General features: G+C 43.1%; 23 protein-coding genes. 20 read left to right on the forward strand and 3 right to left on the reverse strand.

Annotation, left to right across the window (positions count from 1 at the left end):
* Window positions 1–48: 48 nt before the first annotated feature.
* Together EDC41_RS09245 and EDC41_RS09250 are read right to left on the reverse strand one after the other, a co-directional pair.
* Window positions 49–1,089 (reverse strand): phage portal protein, encoded by a 1,041-nt coding sequence (locus tag EDC41_RS09245; RefSeq protein WP_061888613.1) that lies wholly within the window; start codon window positions 1,087–1,089, stop codon window positions 49–51.
* Between the two features lie 8 nt (window positions 1,090–1,097).
* On the reverse strand, window positions 1,098–2,900 hold the full coding sequence (locus EDC41_RS09250) for a terminase ATPase subunit family protein (RefSeq protein WP_061888614.1): 1,803 nt from the start codon (window positions 2,898–2,900) through the stop codon (window positions 1,098–1,100).
* A gap of 149 nt (window positions 2,901–3,049) precedes the next feature.
* Here EDC41_RS09250 and EDC41_RS09255 point away from each other — a divergent pair, with 149 nt between their 5' ends.
* The 12 genes from EDC41_RS09255 (at window position 3,050) to EDC41_RS09305 (ending at window position 8,980) form a co-directional block, all read left to right on the forward strand.
* The gene (locus tag EDC41_RS09255; RefSeq protein ID WP_006252839.1) at window positions 3,050–3,877 is read left to right on the forward strand and encodes a GPO family capsid scaffolding protein; all 828 of its coding nucleotides are present in this window, start codon (window positions 3,050–3,052) and stop codon (window positions 3,875–3,877) included.
* A 13-nt stretch (window positions 3,878–3,890) separates the two neighbouring features.
* The gene (locus EDC41_RS09260; protein ID WP_006250769.1) at window positions 3,891–4,919 is read left to right on the forward strand and encodes a phage major capsid protein, P2 family; all 1,029 of its coding nucleotides are present in this window, start codon (window positions 3,891–3,893) and stop codon (window positions 4,917–4,919) included.
* Between the two features lie 9 nt (window positions 4,920–4,928).
* Window positions 4,929–5,618, forward strand: coding sequence for a phage terminase small subunit (locus EDC41_RS09265; protein ID WP_061888615.1), 690 nt, complete (start codon window positions 4,929–4,931; stop codon window positions 5,616–5,618).
* Window positions 5,619–5,729: 111 nt separating this feature from the next.
* On the forward strand, window positions 5,730–6,245 hold the full coding sequence (locus EDC41_RS09270; RefSeq protein ID WP_006248195.1) for a head completion/stabilization protein: 516 nt from the start codon (window positions 5,730–5,732) through the stop codon (window positions 6,243–6,245).
* Window positions 6,242–6,454, forward strand: a complete 213-nt coding sequence (locus EDC41_RS09275) for a tail protein X (protein ID WP_006250771.1) — start codon at window positions 6,242–6,244, stop codon at window positions 6,452–6,454. The genes EDC41_RS09270 and EDC41_RS09275 overlap by 4 nt, the downstream gene beginning before the upstream one ends.
* A 5-nt stretch (window positions 6,455–6,459) precedes the next feature.
* Window positions 6,460–6,666, forward strand: a complete 207-nt coding sequence (locus EDC41_RS09280) for an HP1 family phage holin (RefSeq protein WP_006250772.1) — start codon at window positions 6,460–6,462, stop codon at window positions 6,664–6,666.
* Window positions 6,659–7,225 (forward strand): lysozyme, encoded by a 567-nt coding sequence (locus EDC41_RS09285; protein ID WP_006252831.1) that lies wholly within the window; start codon window positions 6,659–6,661, stop codon window positions 7,223–7,225. The genes EDC41_RS09280 and EDC41_RS09285 overlap by 8 nt, the downstream gene beginning before the upstream one ends.
* Window positions 7,222–7,677, forward strand: coding sequence for a hypothetical protein (locus EDC41_RS09290; RefSeq protein ID WP_006248210.1), 456 nt, complete (start codon window positions 7,222–7,224; stop codon window positions 7,675–7,677). Before EDC41_RS09285 ends, EDC41_RS09290 begins: the two co-directional genes overlap by 4 nt.
* Window positions 7,571–7,801, forward strand: coding sequence for an Rz1-like lysis system protein LysC (lysC, locus tag EDC41_RS14135; RefSeq protein ID WP_353080625.1), 231 nt, complete (start codon window positions 7,571–7,573; stop codon window positions 7,799–7,801). Before EDC41_RS09290 ends, lysC begins: the two co-directional genes overlap by 107 nt.
* A gap of 24 nt (window positions 7,802–7,825) precedes the next feature.
* The gene (locus tag EDC41_RS09295) at window positions 7,826–8,047 is read left to right on the forward strand and encodes a TraR/DksA family transcriptional regulator (protein WP_006248194.1); all 222 of its coding nucleotides are present in this window, start codon (window positions 7,826–7,828) and stop codon (window positions 8,045–8,047) included.
* A complete protein-coding gene (locus tag EDC41_RS09300; protein ID WP_061888616.1) occupies window positions 8,044–8,529 on the forward strand; it encodes a phage tail protein in 486 nt (161 codons plus the stop codon). The genes EDC41_RS09295 and EDC41_RS09300 overlap by 4 nt, the downstream gene beginning before the upstream one ends.
* On the forward strand, window positions 8,522–8,980 hold the full coding sequence (locus EDC41_RS09305) for a phage virion morphogenesis protein (protein WP_061888617.1): 459 nt from the start codon (window positions 8,522–8,524) through the stop codon (window positions 8,978–8,980). Before EDC41_RS09300 ends, EDC41_RS09305 begins: the two co-directional genes overlap by 8 nt.
* Before the next feature lie 50 nt (window positions 8,981–9,030).
* Here the strand turns inward: EDC41_RS09305 and EDC41_RS09310 are convergent, their stop codons facing one another.
* Complete coding sequence (locus EDC41_RS09310; RefSeq protein ID WP_006248191.1) at window positions 9,031–9,309, reverse strand: hypothetical protein; 279 nt, start codon at window positions 9,307–9,309, stop codon at window positions 9,031–9,033.
* A gap of 38 nt (window positions 9,310–9,347) precedes the next feature.
* Between EDC41_RS09310 and EDC41_RS09315 the strand changes: the two genes are divergently transcribed.
* From EDC41_RS09315 to EDC41_RS09350, 8 genes are all read left to right on the forward strand, one after another.
* Entirely contained in the window at window positions 9,348–12,260 is a 2,913-nt protein-coding gene (locus EDC41_RS09315) for a tape measure protein (RefSeq protein ID WP_115262406.1), read from the forward strand.
* A 61-nt stretch (window positions 12,261–12,321) separates the two neighbouring features.
* Window positions 12,322–12,501 (forward strand): hypothetical protein, encoded by a 180-nt coding sequence (locus tag EDC41_RS09320; protein WP_006250778.1) that lies wholly within the window; start codon window positions 12,322–12,324, stop codon window positions 12,499–12,501.
* A complete protein-coding gene (locus EDC41_RS09325) occupies window positions 12,494–12,781 on the forward strand; it encodes a type II toxin-antitoxin system RelE/ParE family toxin (protein ID WP_062627916.1) in 288 nt (95 codons plus the stop codon). Before EDC41_RS09320 ends, EDC41_RS09325 begins: the two co-directional genes overlap by 8 nt.
* Before the next feature lie 128 nt (window positions 12,782–12,909).
* Window positions 12,910–13,515, forward strand: coding sequence for a phage baseplate assembly protein V (locus EDC41_RS09330; RefSeq protein WP_006248188.1), 606 nt, complete (start codon window positions 12,910–12,912; stop codon window positions 13,513–13,515).
* Window positions 13,515–13,850 carry a GPW/gp25 family protein gene (locus EDC41_RS09335; RefSeq protein WP_006250780.1) on the forward strand — a complete coding sequence of 112 codons (336 nt, stop codon included), beginning with the start codon at window positions 13,515–13,517 and terminating at the stop codon, window positions 13,848–13,850. Before EDC41_RS09330 ends, EDC41_RS09335 begins: the two co-directional genes overlap by 1 nt.
* Window positions 13,847–14,764, forward strand: a complete 918-nt coding sequence (locus EDC41_RS09340) for a baseplate assembly protein (protein WP_061888619.1) — start codon at window positions 13,847–13,849, stop codon at window positions 14,762–14,764. The genes EDC41_RS09335 and EDC41_RS09340 overlap by 4 nt, the downstream gene beginning before the upstream one ends.
* Window positions 14,751–15,290, forward strand: a complete 540-nt coding sequence (locus EDC41_RS09345) for a phage tail protein I (protein ID WP_061888620.1) — start codon at window positions 14,751–14,753, stop codon at window positions 15,288–15,290. The genes EDC41_RS09340 and EDC41_RS09345 overlap by 14 nt, the downstream gene beginning before the upstream one ends.
* A 2-nt stretch (window positions 15,291–15,292) precedes the next feature.
* On the forward strand, window positions 15,293–16,152 hold an 860-nt coding region (locus EDC41_RS09350; RefSeq protein ID WP_165876902.1), incomplete at its 3' end, for a phage tail protein.

Genomic DNA, 16,152 nt, shown 5'->3' on the forward strand with positions numbered 1-16,152 from the left:
AAAAAGCCCCAATCTAGGAGCTGTATTGTCAGTTTGTAAAGATCTGTTTTATTGTGTCCGCTGTAACAATTTAGACGGTTTAAATTTGATAACCTCTTGACCTAACCACTGATTAAACTCTTTCAATCGCTCTTGCAATGGCTCAATCTCGGTGATAAAAAACACCTCGGCAGCATCAGCCACGTTGCCAAAACCGCCGGTGTTGTTTGGGATAATACCCATCAGTTGTGGTGGCACACGGTGAGCTGCTAACACATCATCACGGCTTACGTTTTTAATATTAAAAAATTCGTCTTTTGCCGATACATCAGCAATCGGAATTATTTGAATGCCGTCTTTGTTACCACCTGGAGAATGTACAAATAGATTTTTGAAATTCCCCACCCCTTTTGATTTCCGCAGTTGCTCTCTGATATTATCCACATCTCCCTGTTTTGCGGAGTTTTCCGTCATATAAAACACAAAGCCGGCGTGAGCTCCATTTAAAAAATACTTACGGCGAAACAGAGTAGCACTCTCATTTAACCAAGCGGATTGCAACGCCGAAAGATATTGTGGCAAGCCGTAAATATCTTGATTAATATCAGGCTCAAGCAAGTGATAGATTGAGCCTTTGGCAAATTCGTGTTCTTGGTGATCGAATCGTTGTGGCACATAGTAAAATTGACCAGCCTCTACACCCTTTCGCACATATTTTGCCAAAGGTGATTCGATTCGCTGTACCTGCCCAAGGCGATTTCGCACCACCTCAAAATAGGCGTTGCCAAATACTAAATAATCTTTAACAAACGATGACAAATCACGGCGTGATAAATAACGGCTATCAACCTCGCAAGTGGAAAGCAAAATATTTGCTTTGGTGATGATCGCACTTTCGTGGTGTGTTGATGACCTTAACGATTTCGCCAAGCCATCAAAGCTCATTGGTGGGTTATACCATTTCTCATACATCGCCGAACACTCCAAATAATTGAGAATATCGGCACGGTCTAACACCGGAATCGGGTCACCAAAACTGAAAATTTCGGTTTGTGCTTGCGGTTGTAAGCGGTCATTTTGGGTTAAATTTTTGCGCAATTGTTTTTTCATTTTTTGTCCTAATCATCTAAAAAATCTACTGTGCCGGTCGTTTCTTCCAGTTTCCCATCAAACGGCTCATTAATAAATACCTGCAAGCAAGCCCACGCAAGGTCGGCGTGGCTTGCCTCTTCCGAACGGTCTGCCACATAAGTCACTTGCCGTCCGCTGTTGGTGATCTGTTTTTTAATTGCCATAAAACTTGCACCAACCTCAACAGCGTGCATTGAGTCAAATTCAAATCGTCCTTTGCTGATAATATCCAAGCCTTTTAATACCATTTTGGATTTCAGCTCTACGTTGTAAGTAAGAGCCACCGCATCAGGCCGTTCTTTTTTCACGATTTCATACACGCCGACACCAAGCCCTGTGGTATCAATCGCCAGTCTGGTCACGTTATATTTTGCACAAATAGCGATAATTTCTGCCGCTTGTTCGGCAAAATCAGCCCCTTTAAAAGTGCGATATTCCAACAAACGGAACTTGCCCCCATCGACTTTCGGTGGAGCAATCACCACCAATGCCGAGCGGTCGCCGGTGTAAGAAGGATCATAGCCTACCCACACTTCTTTATTGCCAAACGGTCGCATATAGCCATCGGTGAAAACGTAGTCTTTCCAAATTTCCATTGAATCGACCAAGCAACGCTGAATCATTGTAAATTTAAAGACGGATTGGTTATCATCAATAAACTCACACATAAAGAGCTGCTCGAACTCATCAGGCGAGTTTTCCAGTTTGAGTTGCTCAATATCAAACAGGTTACAGCCACCTGCCTCGGCATCGTAGATATTCACGATTTGTCGCCATTGGCCGTCTCCGCATTTTTTGCCGTTTTTCAAATTAGCGTGCGAAATATCAATTTCCACTTGCTCCGCTTTCGGTCGTTTGCGGTTAAACAGCTTGCCCGACCAAAGCAGATAGGCGGAATGGGTAATGCTCGAAGGGGTAGAAAAATAAGTAATCCGATATTGTTTTTGGCTTGCCATACCCGCAGCAACTTTGCGGATTTCTTCAAAGCGGTTTACCCAAAAGATTTCATCAAAATAGAGATTGCCGTGGTAAGACTGTGCCGTTTTCGAGTTTGTACCCAAGAAAATTAGTTGAGACTCGTTCGGCAAGGTAATGGTTTCGCCTTTTAGCTCCACATCGGCAACCCGTTTGGCGTATGCCACAATATAGGCTCTAAATTGCAATGCCTGTTTTTTCGAGGCGGAAATAAAAATCTGATTTCTACCGGTTACTAACGCATCAACTAACGCCTCGTGAGCAAAATAATAAGTCGCTCCAATTTGACGACTTTTAAGAATATTGCGGATTCGATGAGTCAGCCCAGCTTCGTGCCATTTTTTCTGATAATGGAACATTCCGTCTAAAAAGCCATTAATCAGTAATTCCGCTTGCTCTTCAGAAATAGCGTTTTGTTCAGGCTTTTTGCGGTCGCCTTTATTTCGGCTTTTGATGTTCGGGTTTAAATCCGCCTCATTGCCTCCGCCGTTAGCGTATTTCTTCACTCGAGCCACACGCTCAAGCTGCCGACCAAGCAAATCAATCTCTTTATAGTCTGAACCTGTTTTTACCTCTTTCATAATTAAAAGGTTTAAACGAGCCTCAAGCGTTGCCTCAACTCGTCCAACGGGGCTGATTTCGTCCCATTTCTCTCGCTTTTTCCAACTTGCAATGGTAGAGACGGGAATATTTAGCTGACGAGAAATTTCGGTCACGGTGTAACCTGCCCAATACTTTGATTGAGCCTCTCGTTTATCGTGTAGAGGGTTGGCAGCCAACACCTCGTATTCAGTGATTGTATTTTCATTTTCCATAGGTGGGATTATCAAAAATCCACCTTGTTTAAGCATTTGCTTAAGGCTGTGAAACCCGATTTAACACGTACCACACATTGAAACCGCCGGCACAAAACAAGATCATAAATCCGATTTTTACCCCTCCCCTTTAGAGCAAGGAAAAACAGATGACAACAAAATCCAAATGGTTTGTGGTAGCAACGGAAGGAGCAACTACAGATGGACGCGAAATTAGTCGTGAATGGCTCACGCAGATTGAAGAAAATTACGACCCGAAAAATAACTATGGTGCTCGTATTAACCTTGAGCATTTCCGCTGGCGTTGGTTTGAGAAAGATGACCCGCATTCTTACAGCTATGGCGATGTGTTAGCGGTTAAAACAGAAGAACGTGAAGACGGCAAATTACAGTTACTGGCAGAAATCGCCCCAACCGAAGCCTTAGTGAAGTTAGTCAAAGACAAGCAGAAAGTTTATACCTCTGTGGAAATTGACCTTAATTTTGCGGACACAGGCGAGGCGTATTTAGTTGGTTTAGCGGTGACTGATACACCGGCAAGCCTCGGCACGGAATACCTTACATTTTGTGCCGGTGCAACCCATAACCCACTAGCAGACCGCAAGCAAAAGCCGGAAAACCTTGTGAGTGAGGCAGTAGAGGCGAATTTAGAATTTACTGCTGAACCTGAAAAAGGTGCGTGGCTGGAGAAATTTAAGGCGATGTTTACCAAAGCCAAAACCGACAATGACGGCAAATTTGCCGAACACGAAAAGGCAATGGAATTGTTAGCGGAGCAATTTAGCAAAGTTTCGACAGAAAACGACCGCTTGCAAACCGAGCTAAGCACATTGCAAACCGAATTTACCGAATTGCAAAAACAAGCGGGCGAATTTGCCGAAAAATTTGCAAAACTGGAACAAGAACCGTCTGCCAATTACACCCCACGCCCAAAAGCCACTGGTGCGAAAGCAGGTGATGTACAAACCGATTTTTAATTGAGGATCACGAATGAAAGATTTAACCCTTGAAAAATATAACGCCTACCTTGCACGCCAAGCTGAATTAAACAACTTGCCGTTTAATGCATTGGCAACCGGCATTAAATTCACAGTGCAACCATCGGTACAGCAAAAGCTGTATGAAAAGGTGCGTGAAAGCTCTGATTTCTTAAAATCTATCAGCTTTGTGTTTGTTGATGAGCAAACCGGTGAAACCTTAGGTTTAGATTCAGCTCACACCGTGGCCAGCACCACCGATACCAGCGGTGACGGTGAACGCAAAACCACCTCTATTGCGAAGTTGGTAAAACAAACCTACCACTGCCAACAAATCAATTTTGACACCCATATCAATTATAAACAGTTGGATATGTGGGCGAAATTCCCTGATTTTCAGCAAAAAGTGGCGAATGTTGCGGCAAAACAACGCAAGCGTGATTTGATTATGATCGGCTTTAACGGCACAAGTCGTGCGGCAACCAGTGATCGCAACAGCAACCCGTTATTGCAAGATGTGGCAAAAGGCTGGTTGCAGAAAATGCGTGAAGATGCCAAAGAGCGTGTAATGAATGGCGAAAGCACAGACAACCAAGTTTTAGTCGGCAAAGGTCAAGAGTATGCCAATCTTGACGCACTCGTAATGGACGCCACCGAAGAACTTATTGATGAATGGCATCGTGATGACACCGATTTAGTGGTGATTACCGGTCGCAAGTTGCTTGCGGATAAATATTTCCCGATTGTGAATCAGCAAAACGCACCAACCGAACAACTTGCCGCTGATATTGTGATCTCACAAAAACGCATTGGGGGCTTAAAAGCGGTGCGTGTGCCGTTCTTCCCGGCGAATGCGATTTTAATCACTAAGCTGGAAAATTTAGCCATCTATGTGCAAGAGGGGACAACCCGCAAGCATATTGAGAACGTGCCGAAAAAAGACCGTATTGAAACCTACGAATCAGAAAATATCGACTACGTTGTCGAAGATTATGGCTGTGCGGCATTAATCGAAAACATTACACTCAAAGATAAAGAGTAAGGTGGAACTATGCGAATGAGTCCGGCTCGGGCTCATTTTTTGCGGAAAACCGCAGAAAGTGAGTCTGCAACCCCAAACCGAGAAAACCTTGAAGGCTTACAAGGCTATGACTTAGTTTTAGCCCAACTTAAAGCCCATCAACGCCAATTAAAGCAAACCCAGTCGATTGAGCGAAAGATTGAGTTTAAACGCAACAATTTTGAGCAATACCGACCTTGGGTGGAAGGCTCCCTTGCCAAAGGCTCCGGTGTGCAAGACACGGTTATCACCACAATGCTGATTTGGTCGATTGATATTGGCGATTACCCAACCGCCCTTGCGATTGCTCAATACGTTTTAATGCACGATTTGGCAATGCCGGAGCAGTTTGAACGCACACCGGCAACCGCCTTGGTTGAAGAGCTTGCAGAGGCGGCAAAGAAAGCCCGAGACCAAAAACAGCCGTTTGAGGCAGCCGTGCTGAAACAGGCAAACGACCTCACCGCTGAATTTGATATGCCCGACCCAGTGCGAGCCAAATTACTGCGTGAGCTAGGCGAGCTAATCCAAGAGGCAGAGCCACAAACCGCCCTTGAACACTATCAAAGAGCGATAGCCCTCGACCCTCAATGCGGTGCAAAAGGCTTGCGAGACAAGTTAGAAAAGCAACTTGCCAAACAAGCCGAAGAGCCGAAACCAGCAGAAGAACAGAATGAGTAGGTGAAAGCCGAAATAGAGCGTATCCACGCCAGCCAAGGGGCGGATTTTAAAGGGTGATTTATTCATTTTGCACCCTTTTAAAATCCCCACCCCTTACCTTACGGAAACCTTATGGAACAACGCAATCACGTTATTAGTATCCCGAAAGTGAATGGCTATGAATCCAGCAAAAATGCGATCAAGCCCACCGCAGAATCTGATGAAACTATCACCAATAATGGCTTTTTTCCGAACATTGAGCTACTGGAGGTGCGAAATGCAATGCGGATTGATGGCACGGTCATTAATGAGCGGCTAAAACAAGCGGTGATTGAGGCAATGGCAACAGTCAATGCCGACTTAAAAGCCTATCGCCTCAATGCAGAGCAAGCACAAAAAGCGAACTTGCAAGCCTGTGATGATGAGCAAATCAACGGCGAAAGCGTGCTGGTTTACAAATATAAACGAGCGGTCTATTGCCTTGCAGTAGCGAACCTTTACGAACGATACCGCAGTTATGACAGCACCAAAGACGGCCACGACAAAGCCGAAGAGCTAGAAAGTACCGCTGGTGATTTAAAGCGGGATTACCACTTTGCCGTGCGGGATATTTTGGGCGAAAACCGAATGATTAGTGAATTAATATGAACACCTTGATTGCACGCCAAGACGACACCTTAGATGAGCTGATCTTTCGGCACTACGGGCAAACGGCAGGCTTAGTCGAGCAAGCCTTAGAATATAACCCCGAACTGGCTCATTTGCCACGTTTGCCGATCGGCACTGTAGTTACAATGCCGGATATTGAGAGCCGTTTTGCAACGGTGGCGAAATCCAGCGTGCAACTTTGGGATTAAAAAATATGCACAAAACTGAACAAGCCTCCTATTTTGGGGCAATTTTTGGCTTTTTTGGTAGCCTCACCCTATCTGATTGGGGGGTGGTAGTGAGTATTCTGGTAGCTATTTTAACCTTATTACTTAATTGGGCATACCGAGCCAAAGAATACAAACTGAAAGAGCGAGAATTTGAGCTAAAGCTACAAAACCAAGGGAAAAAGAATGAGTAAAAGTGTAAAAATTGGCGTATTTGTCTGCTCCGTTGCAGCTATTATCGGGACGGTAAAGCAATATTACAGCTCCGAAATCCGCACCAGCGAAACAGGCTTAGCCATTATCGGCAATGCGGAGGGTTGCAGACGTGATCCGTATAAATGCCCTGCCGATGTAATCACGGTTGGCATTGGCTCAACCGAGGCAAGCGGTGAGAAAATTAATGTCAATCACAAATACACCGATAAAGAGATTGCCGAGCGTTGGATAAAAGATCTTAAAATAGCTGAAAGGTGTATCAATCGTTATTTTAATGGCGACAAAATGAACGAAAATCAGTTTTCGGCGATGGTATCAGCAGCATTTAATATGGGATGTTACAACCTTAGATTTTATCCAAATGAAAATGGTAAATACATTCAGACAACAATCCATAAATATGCTATGGCTAAGGATTTTAAAGCGATGTGTAATAGGATACCTGATTTTAACCGCTCGGGAGGTAAAGTGCTAAGAGGTTTGAAAATCCGCCGAGAAAAAGAAAAAGCCCTGTGTCTCGGGCAGGAGGTTAAATGATTGTCAAACTCTGCCAAATGACCAATAAGCATTTCAGCCCGCTAATGATTGTGCTGGTGCTAGTTGGCGTATTAGCCAATTTCGTGCAGTTTCGCCAAAACGAAAGCCTGAAAGCAGACTTACAGGCACGCACCACGCAAAACCAACTGATTCAAGCCGATAACCGCAATTTAGCCAATCAGCTTGAAAACAGCCAAATACAGCTTGAGGCGTATCAAAAACAGGTGGATGACCTCAATCAGAAAGTGTTAGCCAAAATGAAACAAGCGGAGCAACGAAGTAATGAAATCCTTAACGAACTGGAAAAGCATAAAAAGTGGGCTGATTCTGCCGTGCCTCCTAGCGTTGGCAAGCTGCTCAACCAACGAAAGCGTGCGGTATCACACCCTCAAATCGAACCCGATAATCTGTCCGAAAAGGCTGGAGTGCCAAACACCGGCAACCGAGATTAACACCAACGGTGATCTTGTCAAAGCACTAGACAAAAGACTCAACACCATTGAGGTATGCCAAGTCATCATCGAATCGTTCGAGCATTGCATCGAGCAATACAACAAAATCAACCAAGGCGAGTAATCGCCTTTTTTAATAAGGACGACTATGTCAGACCAAATCGACCGAGCCAACGAATTAGCCGAAAAAGCCAGAGAGGCAGCACTTGCAAAAATTTTGCAAAATCAGACCGCTTGCACCAGCCTCTTTGAGTGTGAGGACTGTGGCGAGCCAATCCCCGAAAAACGCCGAGAAATGGTTATTGGCTGCACCCGTTGCATTGAGTGCCAAACCATTTACGAGCATAAGCAAAAAGGCTACCGCAGATGATTAAACCTGATCGCTTGCGAGCCTTGCTCACGCAAACCATTGATATATTCCAAACCAACTCCGAAAATCTGATTTTGCAATATGACAAAGGCAAAATTAAAAGCAAAGGGAGCCAAAGCCATTCGTTTGAATACCACTACGATTTAGAGCTAATCGTGGTGGATTTTCCGTATCACCCCGACGTGTTGTTTGTGCCGGTGCTAAATTTTGTGCGAAATGAACAATGGGAGCTACTGCAAAACCCGGAACTACAAGACAAAATCGAATTTGAAATCGACCACAACAATCACGAAAGCTACGATATTTATATCCGCATTCCGCTCACGGAACGGGTGATCGTGAAAGAGCAAGACGGACACCTAATCGCAACCCACGCCGATGAACCGAACCTTGCCGATGTTTCGCCATTTACCCGTTTAACCGAATATGAGGTTTACCTCAAAGACGAACTGATTTATCAGTGGACAGAGCCAAATGAGTGAACCGATTGAACAAGTAAAAACCGCCTTTGACCACTTGCTAAATAATATCAGCAAACCTCGCAGACGGTTGATGTATCAACAAATCGGGCGAGAGCTTGCCCGAAGCCAACGCAGACGGATTAAAGCACAACAAAACCCAGACGGCTCGGCATACGAGCCACGCAAAAAGCCGAAGAAAGGGGTAAAAAGCAAAATTAAATCGGGCAAGATGTTTGACAAAATTACCCAGCCACGTTTTATGCGGCTACGCCTTGAAAGCGAAGGTGTCAGCTTAGGTTATGAGGGTGGTGATGCGGTCATCGCCCGAATCCACCAACAAGGCTTAATCGGACGAGTGCGGAAAGATTGGGATTTAAAAGTGAAATATGCCAGCCGTGAGTTGCTAGGTTTTACTGATGACGATCTGCAGATGATTGAGGATTATATGATTAATATTTTGGCTGGTAGCTAAATGATGAATAGAAACTTTTGCAAAAAAGCGGTCAATTTTGACCGCTTGAGTTATTGATTAACGCTTTGTCTATCTGAATGATACCAACAAAGAAACCCTAAAATAGCTGAAAAAATCAATGCTATCAAAATAAAAGTATTGAGTGGTAACAATACATAAAGTGAGATCAGAATAACGATAATAGAAAGCCCAACCATATTTGCCAATAATGAAAGCAGGCTTAAAAATACTGTTGTAACTACACCAAAAATGGCAGCAAAGGTTGTAAAACCTATTGCCAATAATGCACCGAAACCAATTAACCCAAGTAAGATAAATAAGATTTCCATAGATTTTCCCTTAGCCATACTACAATTAAGGTTATAATATGAGCAATAATTTAAAAATTCAAGTAGTTCTTTCTGCGTTAGATAAATTAACCGCACCATTTAAGAGTGTGGTAAAACAGACGGAGAAATTATCTCAATCTTTAAAAGTACAGAGAGATGAATTAAAAGCATTGGAAAAAACACAAAGTAAAATGCAATCATTTAAAAAAATGGACGATAGCATTAAGAAATCCAATGAAACTATACTCAAACAGACAAAGCATTTAGATAATCTCAAAAATAAAATCAGCCAAATGAAAAATGAACGAATTGAGCTGAAAGTGAAAATGGATGCGAAAAAAAGGGAATTTCAACAAATTACGAAAGGTGGTTCAGCTTGGAGTGCAAGAGCCGCATTTTTAGATAAAGATTTTGAAAAAATGCAAAGAGAATATGAAAAACTCGGTGCATCTATTTCAAGTGTCAGCCGAAAAAGAACAGAAGAAAATCGGGCATTAAAGGATTCTCGCCATCAACAAGCTAAGCAACTTTTATATTTTCGTAGTTTAAGACGTGAATTGAGAGCAAGCGGCATTAATATTAAAGATTTTGCTCAAAGCGAAACCAACTTAACAGACAAGATTGCAAAAGCAAATCAATTAATCGACCAACAAAAAGCAAAATTAGAAAAACTAAATGCGGTTAAAGCTCGAAATGAAAAATATTGGGCAACTGTCGAAAAGGTAAAAAATACCAGCGAACGTTTGCATAATTTAGGACAACGCTCAATGATTAGTGGTGCGGCAATTTCTGCCCCTGTTGTTGGGCTAGGGAAAGGGGTTGTCGGAATGGCTCAAACAGCGGGTAAATTTGAACAATTTAATGCTATTTTAGAGGTAACCGAGGGAAGTGCTGAAAAAGCCAAGCAAAGTTTTGATTGGGTTAAACAATTTGCAGTAGATACCCCCTCAAACCTTGATGAAGCAATGGAAGCCTTTGTAAAGTTAAGAGCATACGGTCTTGATCCTACCAATGGCTTACTACAAACATTAGGTGATACAGGTGCTGCAATGGGTAAGCCTGTAATGCAAGCAGTTGAGGCAATAGCAGATGCTTTAACGGGTGAGAATGAACGCTTAAAAGAATTTGGTATTAAAGGAAGTGTAGTTAAAGGTACAAATATTATTGAGTATGCCTACACTGATAAATTAGGCAAACAACAAGTCGCAAAAGTAAACAAAAATAACCGAAAAGAAATTGAGCAAACCCTAACCCGTATTTTTAACGAAAAATATGCTGGAGCAATGGAAAAACAAGCTAAAACGCTAGTTGGTATTTGGGGAAAAATTGAAGATTATTGGACAAATTTCCAAATGCAAGTGATGGAATCGGGAGCATTTGACTGGATTAAAAATAAATTGCAATGGGTGTTAGACAGTTTAGATAAAATGGCTGAAAATGGCGAGTTGCAAAAATGGGCTGAAGATGTCGGAGCCGTTATTCAAGAAACAGTACAAGGCTTATGGGCTTTTGGTGAAAAAATTATTGAAGTGGTTAAATGGTTAGCGAGCTTGGCACGGGAGAATAAAGGGCTAATTGCAACATTCGTTAAATGGTCTGCTATTCTTGGCTCTAGTTTAACGGTGCTAGGAGCTTTTGCAGTGGTGGCAAGTTTTGCATTATATCCTGTAGCAAGATTGGCTCTTGGTATCGGCAAATTTACAGGTGCAAGCACCTTATTAAATAAGGCATTATTTGATAGTAATGATAAATTCCGATTATTCAATAAATCACTTTATTCATCAGGCACTACGGCTGCTTTTGTTAAATCAAAATTTAATCAGTTAGCAACTTTACCAAATGTGCTGGGAAGTAGTTTTAATAAATTAGGCGGTGGCATCAAAATGCTAATTCCACAGCTTAAAACAAAAGTATTTTGGCTCAATATGCTAAAAGGTATTTTAGGCAAGTTGTGGAGTGCAATCCGTTTTATTTTCTCACCGTTGAAATTATTACTTGGTATTTTCTCGCCGATTGGCTTAGCGATTACAGCTATTTCGGTAGCAGGGGTAGCGTTATATAGAAATTGGGAGAAGGTCAGAGCCTTTTTTGGAGGCTTTTTGCAAGGATTATCTAAAGGTCTTGCACCAGTATTAGAGAGATTTAAACCTTTAGGAAAACTATTTGAAACTATATCAAACTGGGTTAAATCTACGTTTAAGTGGTTATCCGATTTATTAACCCCAGCGGATAAAACATCGGAAAGTTTAGATAAAGCGAGTTCTGCAGGAGAAAAATTCGGGCTTGCATTGGCTGGTGCAATAGACTTGGTAACATCACCTGTTCAGTGGCTAGTCGATCAGTTTAAGTGGATTTCTGAAAATATGCCGAGTTGGGACACTATTGGTGAGGGTGTAAAAAAGGCAGCTACTGCAATTGTTCCCACCGAGCACGCTAAGCAGATTAGTCAAACGGCAGAAATGTCAAATAATATGTATGACCCGAATTATACTCCACCACAACTTGAGCAAAAATGGATTGGTGGCTTGGTTGGTAACGGTAAAGGAAGAGGCTTTGCCACAGGCGGCTACACCGGCAACGGTGGCAAATACGAGCCCGCCGGTATTGTGCATAAGGGCGAGTATGTAATGACCAAAGAGGCAACTGCACGCTTGGGTGTGGCAAATCTTAACCGGCTAAACTATGGCAAAGTTGCTGGGCTAACTGCACTTGCGTCAAGTGTTGCGTTTGCTCAACCAATGCCTGCGGTCAAAATCGACAGCAGACCACCGCTGACGGCAAGCCAACCAAGCCCAACAGTTGCACCGGTGTCGCAAAATATCCATATCACCATCAACGCCACCGGTGGGCAAGACCCACAAGCAATCGCCCGACTGGTTGCAATGGAGTTGGAAAAACAACAACGCCAAGCACAAGCAAGAGCAAGATCGTCTTTGAGAGACAGGGGCTAATTTGACAAAGTAGAATGAAAAGCGGACAATGCTCTAAATTGTCCGCTTTTTATAGGAGCAAATGATGTTTAAAGAAAAAGGATATGATGAATTTGTGAATGAATGTGTGCGAAAAGGTAGAGAAGAACACAAAGCTGGTTTAGGATTTACGCTAGAGCAATCTCGCTTACATATCAAAAAAACCATTGAGCAAAAATCACAAGAGCTAAACGAATTTCAGCGTGAAGTGGTTTATGGCTAAAATTACCATTAAACCACAAGCATTGAGTCAATTTGACGAGATTGTAAAAAGTGTTATCGAATTTACCGGTTTTGAAACGAGTGGTATTCGATTACAAAGTGATATTTTTGACAAAATAGAGCAAATTGCATTTATGCCACTCTCTGGAAGAGCAAGAGAAGATGGGACAAGAGAAACTTTCGTAAGACGTTATCGGATTGTGTACGATTACGATAGGCAGGCAGATGAAGTGATCATCTTAGCTATCATTCACAGTAGCCGACTTTACCCACGCCTATAATCAGCAAGCGACCTAATCGGTCGCTTTTTCTTTGCCTGTTAAACCCCATTTCACACCTTGCATTTATACCCAAAGCCTTTCGCCTTTTGCAAAATATCCTCATTTTTTAACCGCTTGTAATTGTAAAAATGAGTGAGCCAAACCACGCCGAACAAATCCGCCGTTTAGACAATATTATCCGCCTTGGCACTATTGCCGAGGTGGATTTAACCACAGCCACCGCACGGGTCAATTCGGGCGGTATTACGACCGATTTCTTACCGTGGCTGACTTTTCGTGCCGGCACATCGCAAACGTGGTCAGCTCCAACAGTTGGCGAGCAATGCGTGGTGTTAAGCGTGAGTGGTGAATTTACCACAGGCGTGATCTTATTTGGGATTTACACCCAAAACGCCCCGAGCCAATCCGCCGATGAGCATCTATTCCGCTTTTCGGACGGTGCAGAAATCAGCTACAACACCGCAAGCGGTCAATTAACCGTAAAAAATTGCAAAGTGGTGATTGTGCAGGCGACAGAATCTATCACGCTCGACACGCCCACGGTTAAGGCCACAAAAAATGTCGTGATTGGGGGCAACCTCTCCGTGAAAGGCACAACCTCATCGCAAGGTGCAATCAGCACACAGGGGGCGGTAACAGCAAAAGGCGATGTATCAGGGGCGGGAATCAGTTTAGGCAGCCACCATCACATTGAGCAAGGTGACGGCAGACCAACTAGCGGAGCAAAACCATAATGAACCGAGAAACAGGCGAACAGCTTGAAGACGAAGTAGAGCATATCAAGCAGTCTATCAAAGATATTTTGCTGACGGCAAAAGGCAGTCGGGTAATGCGGCGAACCTATGGCAGTAATCTCTACAAGCTAACTGATAAACCGATTGCCGCAAGTCTGATTATGCAACTCTCCGCTGCGTGCGTGATGGCGTTGCAGCAATGGGAGCCACGTATAGCGATCACCCGATTTAAAGTGGAATTTGCCGAAGATAACCACAATAAGCTGATTTGCACCTTAGATTTTACCCTTAAGCACCGAAAAATCAGCATCAAAGGAATGCGTTTTAAACTATGAGCGAAATTGTCGATTTATCCAAACTCCCCGCCCCAAAAGTGCTGGAAGAATTGGACTATGAAACCTTATTAGCAGAGCGGAAAGCCAAGTTTTTATCGCTTTACCCCGAAAGCGAAAGATCGGTAATGGCTGCACGGTTAGCGTTGGAGTCTGAGCCTATCACAAAGTTACTAGAGGAGAATTGCTATCTGCAATTAATGGAACGCCAACGCATTAACAGTGCAGCACAGGCAACAATGTTAGCCTATGCCACCGGTACAGATTTAGATGTGATTGGGGGGAATTACAATGTTAAAAGATTAGTGGTACAGCCTGAAGATTTAACTAAAAACCCCCCGATACAGGAAGAGCTAGAGCCAGACGATGATTTTAGGCAACGTGTGCAACTCAAACTTGAAAGCATTTCAGGTGCAGGCCCTAGAAAAGCTTATACCTATCACGCATTATCATCACACGGCAGAATTGCCGATGTGTCGGTTATATCACCTAAGCCTGCTTATGTGACTGTGACAGTTACCTCTAGGGTAGGCACGGGACAAGCAGATGATGAAATTATTAATGCGGTTACCGCAGCACTTAACGATGAAGATGTGAGACCGATTGCAGATAGAGTAACAGTACAAGGTGCGGAGATCGTGGAATATACGATTGAGGCAGTGCTTAAAATTTATAAAGGACCGGAAAAAGAGCCTATCCTGAAAGCGGCTCAAGCAAATCTTGAATCCTATATCCAGCATACAAAGCGAATTGGTAGAGATGTGACTCATTCCGGTATTTATGCTGCTTTGCACGTTGCCGGTGTGCAGAATGTACAAATCAAAGCACCAAAAAACGATTTAGTCTTAACTCCATATCAAGCAGGATATTGCACCGGCACAGTATTAAGCATTGAGGCAAGCGATGAATACAGTTAAGCCATTGTTACCATCAGGCTCAAGCCTACTCGAAAAACGAGCAGCAGAATGTTTACAAGAAGCAGTAACAAACCGAATTGATTTTGAAAATTTAATAAACCCTCACAAATGCCCCGTAAAGTTGTTGCCTTATCTAGCGTGGGCATTGTCGGTTGATTACTGGGAGGAATACTGGAGCGAGCAACAAAAACGACAAGCTATTATTGATTCTTACCATAACCACCAACGGAAAGGGACGGTAGGAGCAGTAAGAAGAATTGTTGAATCTCTCGGTTATGATTTTGAAATTAGAGAGTGGTTTAAAGAAAAGCGAGAAAGACAAGCCGGAACTTTTAGAATTTTTGTTGAATTAAAAGATAAGGGCATTAGCGAGAAAATCTACCAAGAATTAGAACGGTTACTTGAAGATGCGAAACCAGTATCACGCCATATTACTGAGTTAGCTGTATCAGCTACCTCAAGAGGAAAAGCGAATATTTTTAGTGCGGCACATAGTGGCGAAATCATTTTAATTAAACCGAGATAGATATGACAACACAGTTTTATAGCTTAATCACAAAATATGGCGAGAGCGTTATTGCTCAAGCTGTTGCGAATAATACACCAGTGCCATTGAAAACAATGGCGATTGGTGATGGTAACGGTACACCAACTACGCCAAGTGAGAGTCAAACTACACTCATTAATGAGGTTTACCGAGCTGAAATCACGGATTTGTTGCAAGATAGCGAAACACCTAATCAGGTAATTGCAGAATTACTTGTGCCGGAAACAGTAGGCGGCTTTACCGTCCGAGAGGTCGGTATTTATGATGACCAAAACAAACTTGTTGCGGTTGCCAACTGCCCTGAAAATTATAAGCCGGTGTTAGAGCAAGGTAGTGGCAAAGTGCAATACTACCGTATTGTGCTAAGAGTTAGCAGTAGTGATTCGGTTACGTTGTCACTAAATAATAATATTGTTTACGCCACAAGGCTTGAGTTTAATCGATTTGTGAATGACCTTAGCAAGCCAGATGGTTTCAAGTTAGTTGGTGAATGTGAATCTATTACTCAACTACGCACCATCGAGCCAACAGAAGACCAGCAACGTATTTTGGTTAAATCCTACCACGCCCGAAAGAACCTTGGTGGTGGGGTGTTTTATGCTGATTTTGCGGATACCACAACCGCAGACAATGCTGGGACGGTGATTGTGACGGCCGGTGGCAAACGATGGAAACGAGTTTATTCAACACTCAATATCTTTGACTTTGGAGTCAGCTTAGACAGCGTGAATAACGATGCCATCAAGCGCTTGCAAGCGTGGCAAGAGCCGGTTTTAGGGTTGGGGAATGTGATTCCGGCAAGTTCAAGAATTGTGCCGGCTAGCCATATCTCACAAGTAGC

Origin of the sequence: Mannheimia haemolytica (genome assembly GCF_004342115.1) — a bacterium.
Lineage (GTDB): Bacteria > Pseudomonadota > Gammaproteobacteria > Enterobacterales > Pasteurellaceae > Mannheimia > Mannheimia haemolytica.

Excerpts from the sequence above, each read along its gene's own strand:
- EDC41_RS09280 (WP_006250772.1), top strand. The coding sequence starts at position 6,460 with ATGCACAAAACTGAACAAGCCTCCTATTTTGGGGCAATTTTTGGCTTT.
- EDC41_RS09315 (WP_115262406.1), top strand. The coding sequence starts at position 9,348 with ATGAGCAATAATTTAAAAATTCAAGTAGTTCTTTCTGCGTTAGATAAA.
- EDC41_RS09295 (WP_006248194.1), top strand. The coding sequence starts at position 7,826 with ATGTCAGACCAAATCGACCGAGCCAACGAATTAGCCGAAAAAGCCAGA.
- EDC41_RS09270 (WP_006248195.1), top strand. The coding sequence starts at position 5,730 with ATGGAACAACGCAATCACGTTATTAGTATCCCGAAAGTGAATGGCTAT.
- EDC41_RS09330 (WP_006248188.1), top strand. The coding sequence starts at position 12,910 with ATGAGTGAGCCAAACCACGCCGAACAAATCCGCCGTTTAGACAATATT.
- EDC41_RS09250 (WP_061888614.1), bottom strand. The coding sequence starts at position 2,900 with ATGGAAAATGAAAATACAATCACTGAATACGAGGTGTTGGCTGCCAAC.
- EDC41_RS09275 (WP_006250771.1), top strand. The coding sequence starts at position 6,242 with ATGAACACCTTGATTGCACGCCAAGACGACACCTTAGATGAGCTGATC.
- EDC41_RS09335 (WP_006250780.1), top strand. The coding sequence starts at position 13,515 with ATGAACCGAGAAACAGGCGAACAGCTTGAAGACGAAGTAGAGCATATC.
- EDC41_RS09345 (WP_061888620.1), top strand. The coding sequence starts at position 14,751 with ATGAATACAGTTAAGCCATTGTTACCATCAGGCTCAAGCCTACTCGAA.
- EDC41_RS09285 (WP_006252831.1), top strand. The coding sequence starts at position 6,659 with ATGAGTAAAAGTGTAAAAATTGGCGTATTTGTCTGCTCCGTTGCAGCT.
- EDC41_RS09320 (WP_006250778.1), top strand. The coding sequence starts at position 12,322 with ATGATGTTTAAAGAAAAAGGATATGATGAATTTGTGAATGAATGTGTG.
- EDC41_RS09265 (WP_061888615.1), top strand. The coding sequence starts at position 4,929 with ATGCGAATGAGTCCGGCTCGGGCTCATTTTTTGCGGAAAACCGCAGAA.
- EDC41_RS09305 (WP_061888617.1), top strand. The coding sequence starts at position 8,522 with ATGAGTGAACCGATTGAACAAGTAAAAACCGCCTTTGACCACTTGCTA.
- EDC41_RS09300 (WP_061888616.1), top strand. The coding sequence starts at position 8,044 with ATGATTAAACCTGATCGCTTGCGAGCCTTGCTCACGCAAACCATTGAT.
- EDC41_RS09260 (WP_006250769.1), top strand. The coding sequence starts at position 3,891 with ATGAAAGATTTAACCCTTGAAAAATATAACGCCTACCTTGCACGCCAA.
- EDC41_RS09310 (WP_006248191.1), bottom strand. The coding sequence starts at position 9,309 with ATGGAAATCTTATTTATCTTACTTGGGTTAATTGGTTTCGGTGCATTA.
- EDC41_RS09340 (WP_061888619.1), top strand. The coding sequence starts at position 13,847 with ATGAGCGAAATTGTCGATTTATCCAAACTCCCCGCCCCAAAAGTGCTG.
- EDC41_RS09325 (WP_062627916.1), top strand. The coding sequence starts at position 12,494 with ATGGCTAAAATTACCATTAAACCACAAGCATTGAGTCAATTTGACGAG.
- EDC41_RS09255 (WP_006252839.1), top strand. The coding sequence starts at position 3,050 with ATGACAACAAAATCCAAATGGTTTGTGGTAGCAACGGAAGGAGCAACT.
- EDC41_RS09290 (WP_006248210.1), top strand. The coding sequence starts at position 7,222 with ATGATTGTCAAACTCTGCCAAATGACCAATAAGCATTTCAGCCCGCTA.
- EDC41_RS09245 (WP_061888613.1), bottom strand. The coding sequence starts at position 1,089 with ATGAAAAAACAATTGCGCAAAAATTTAACCCAAAATGACCGCTTACAA.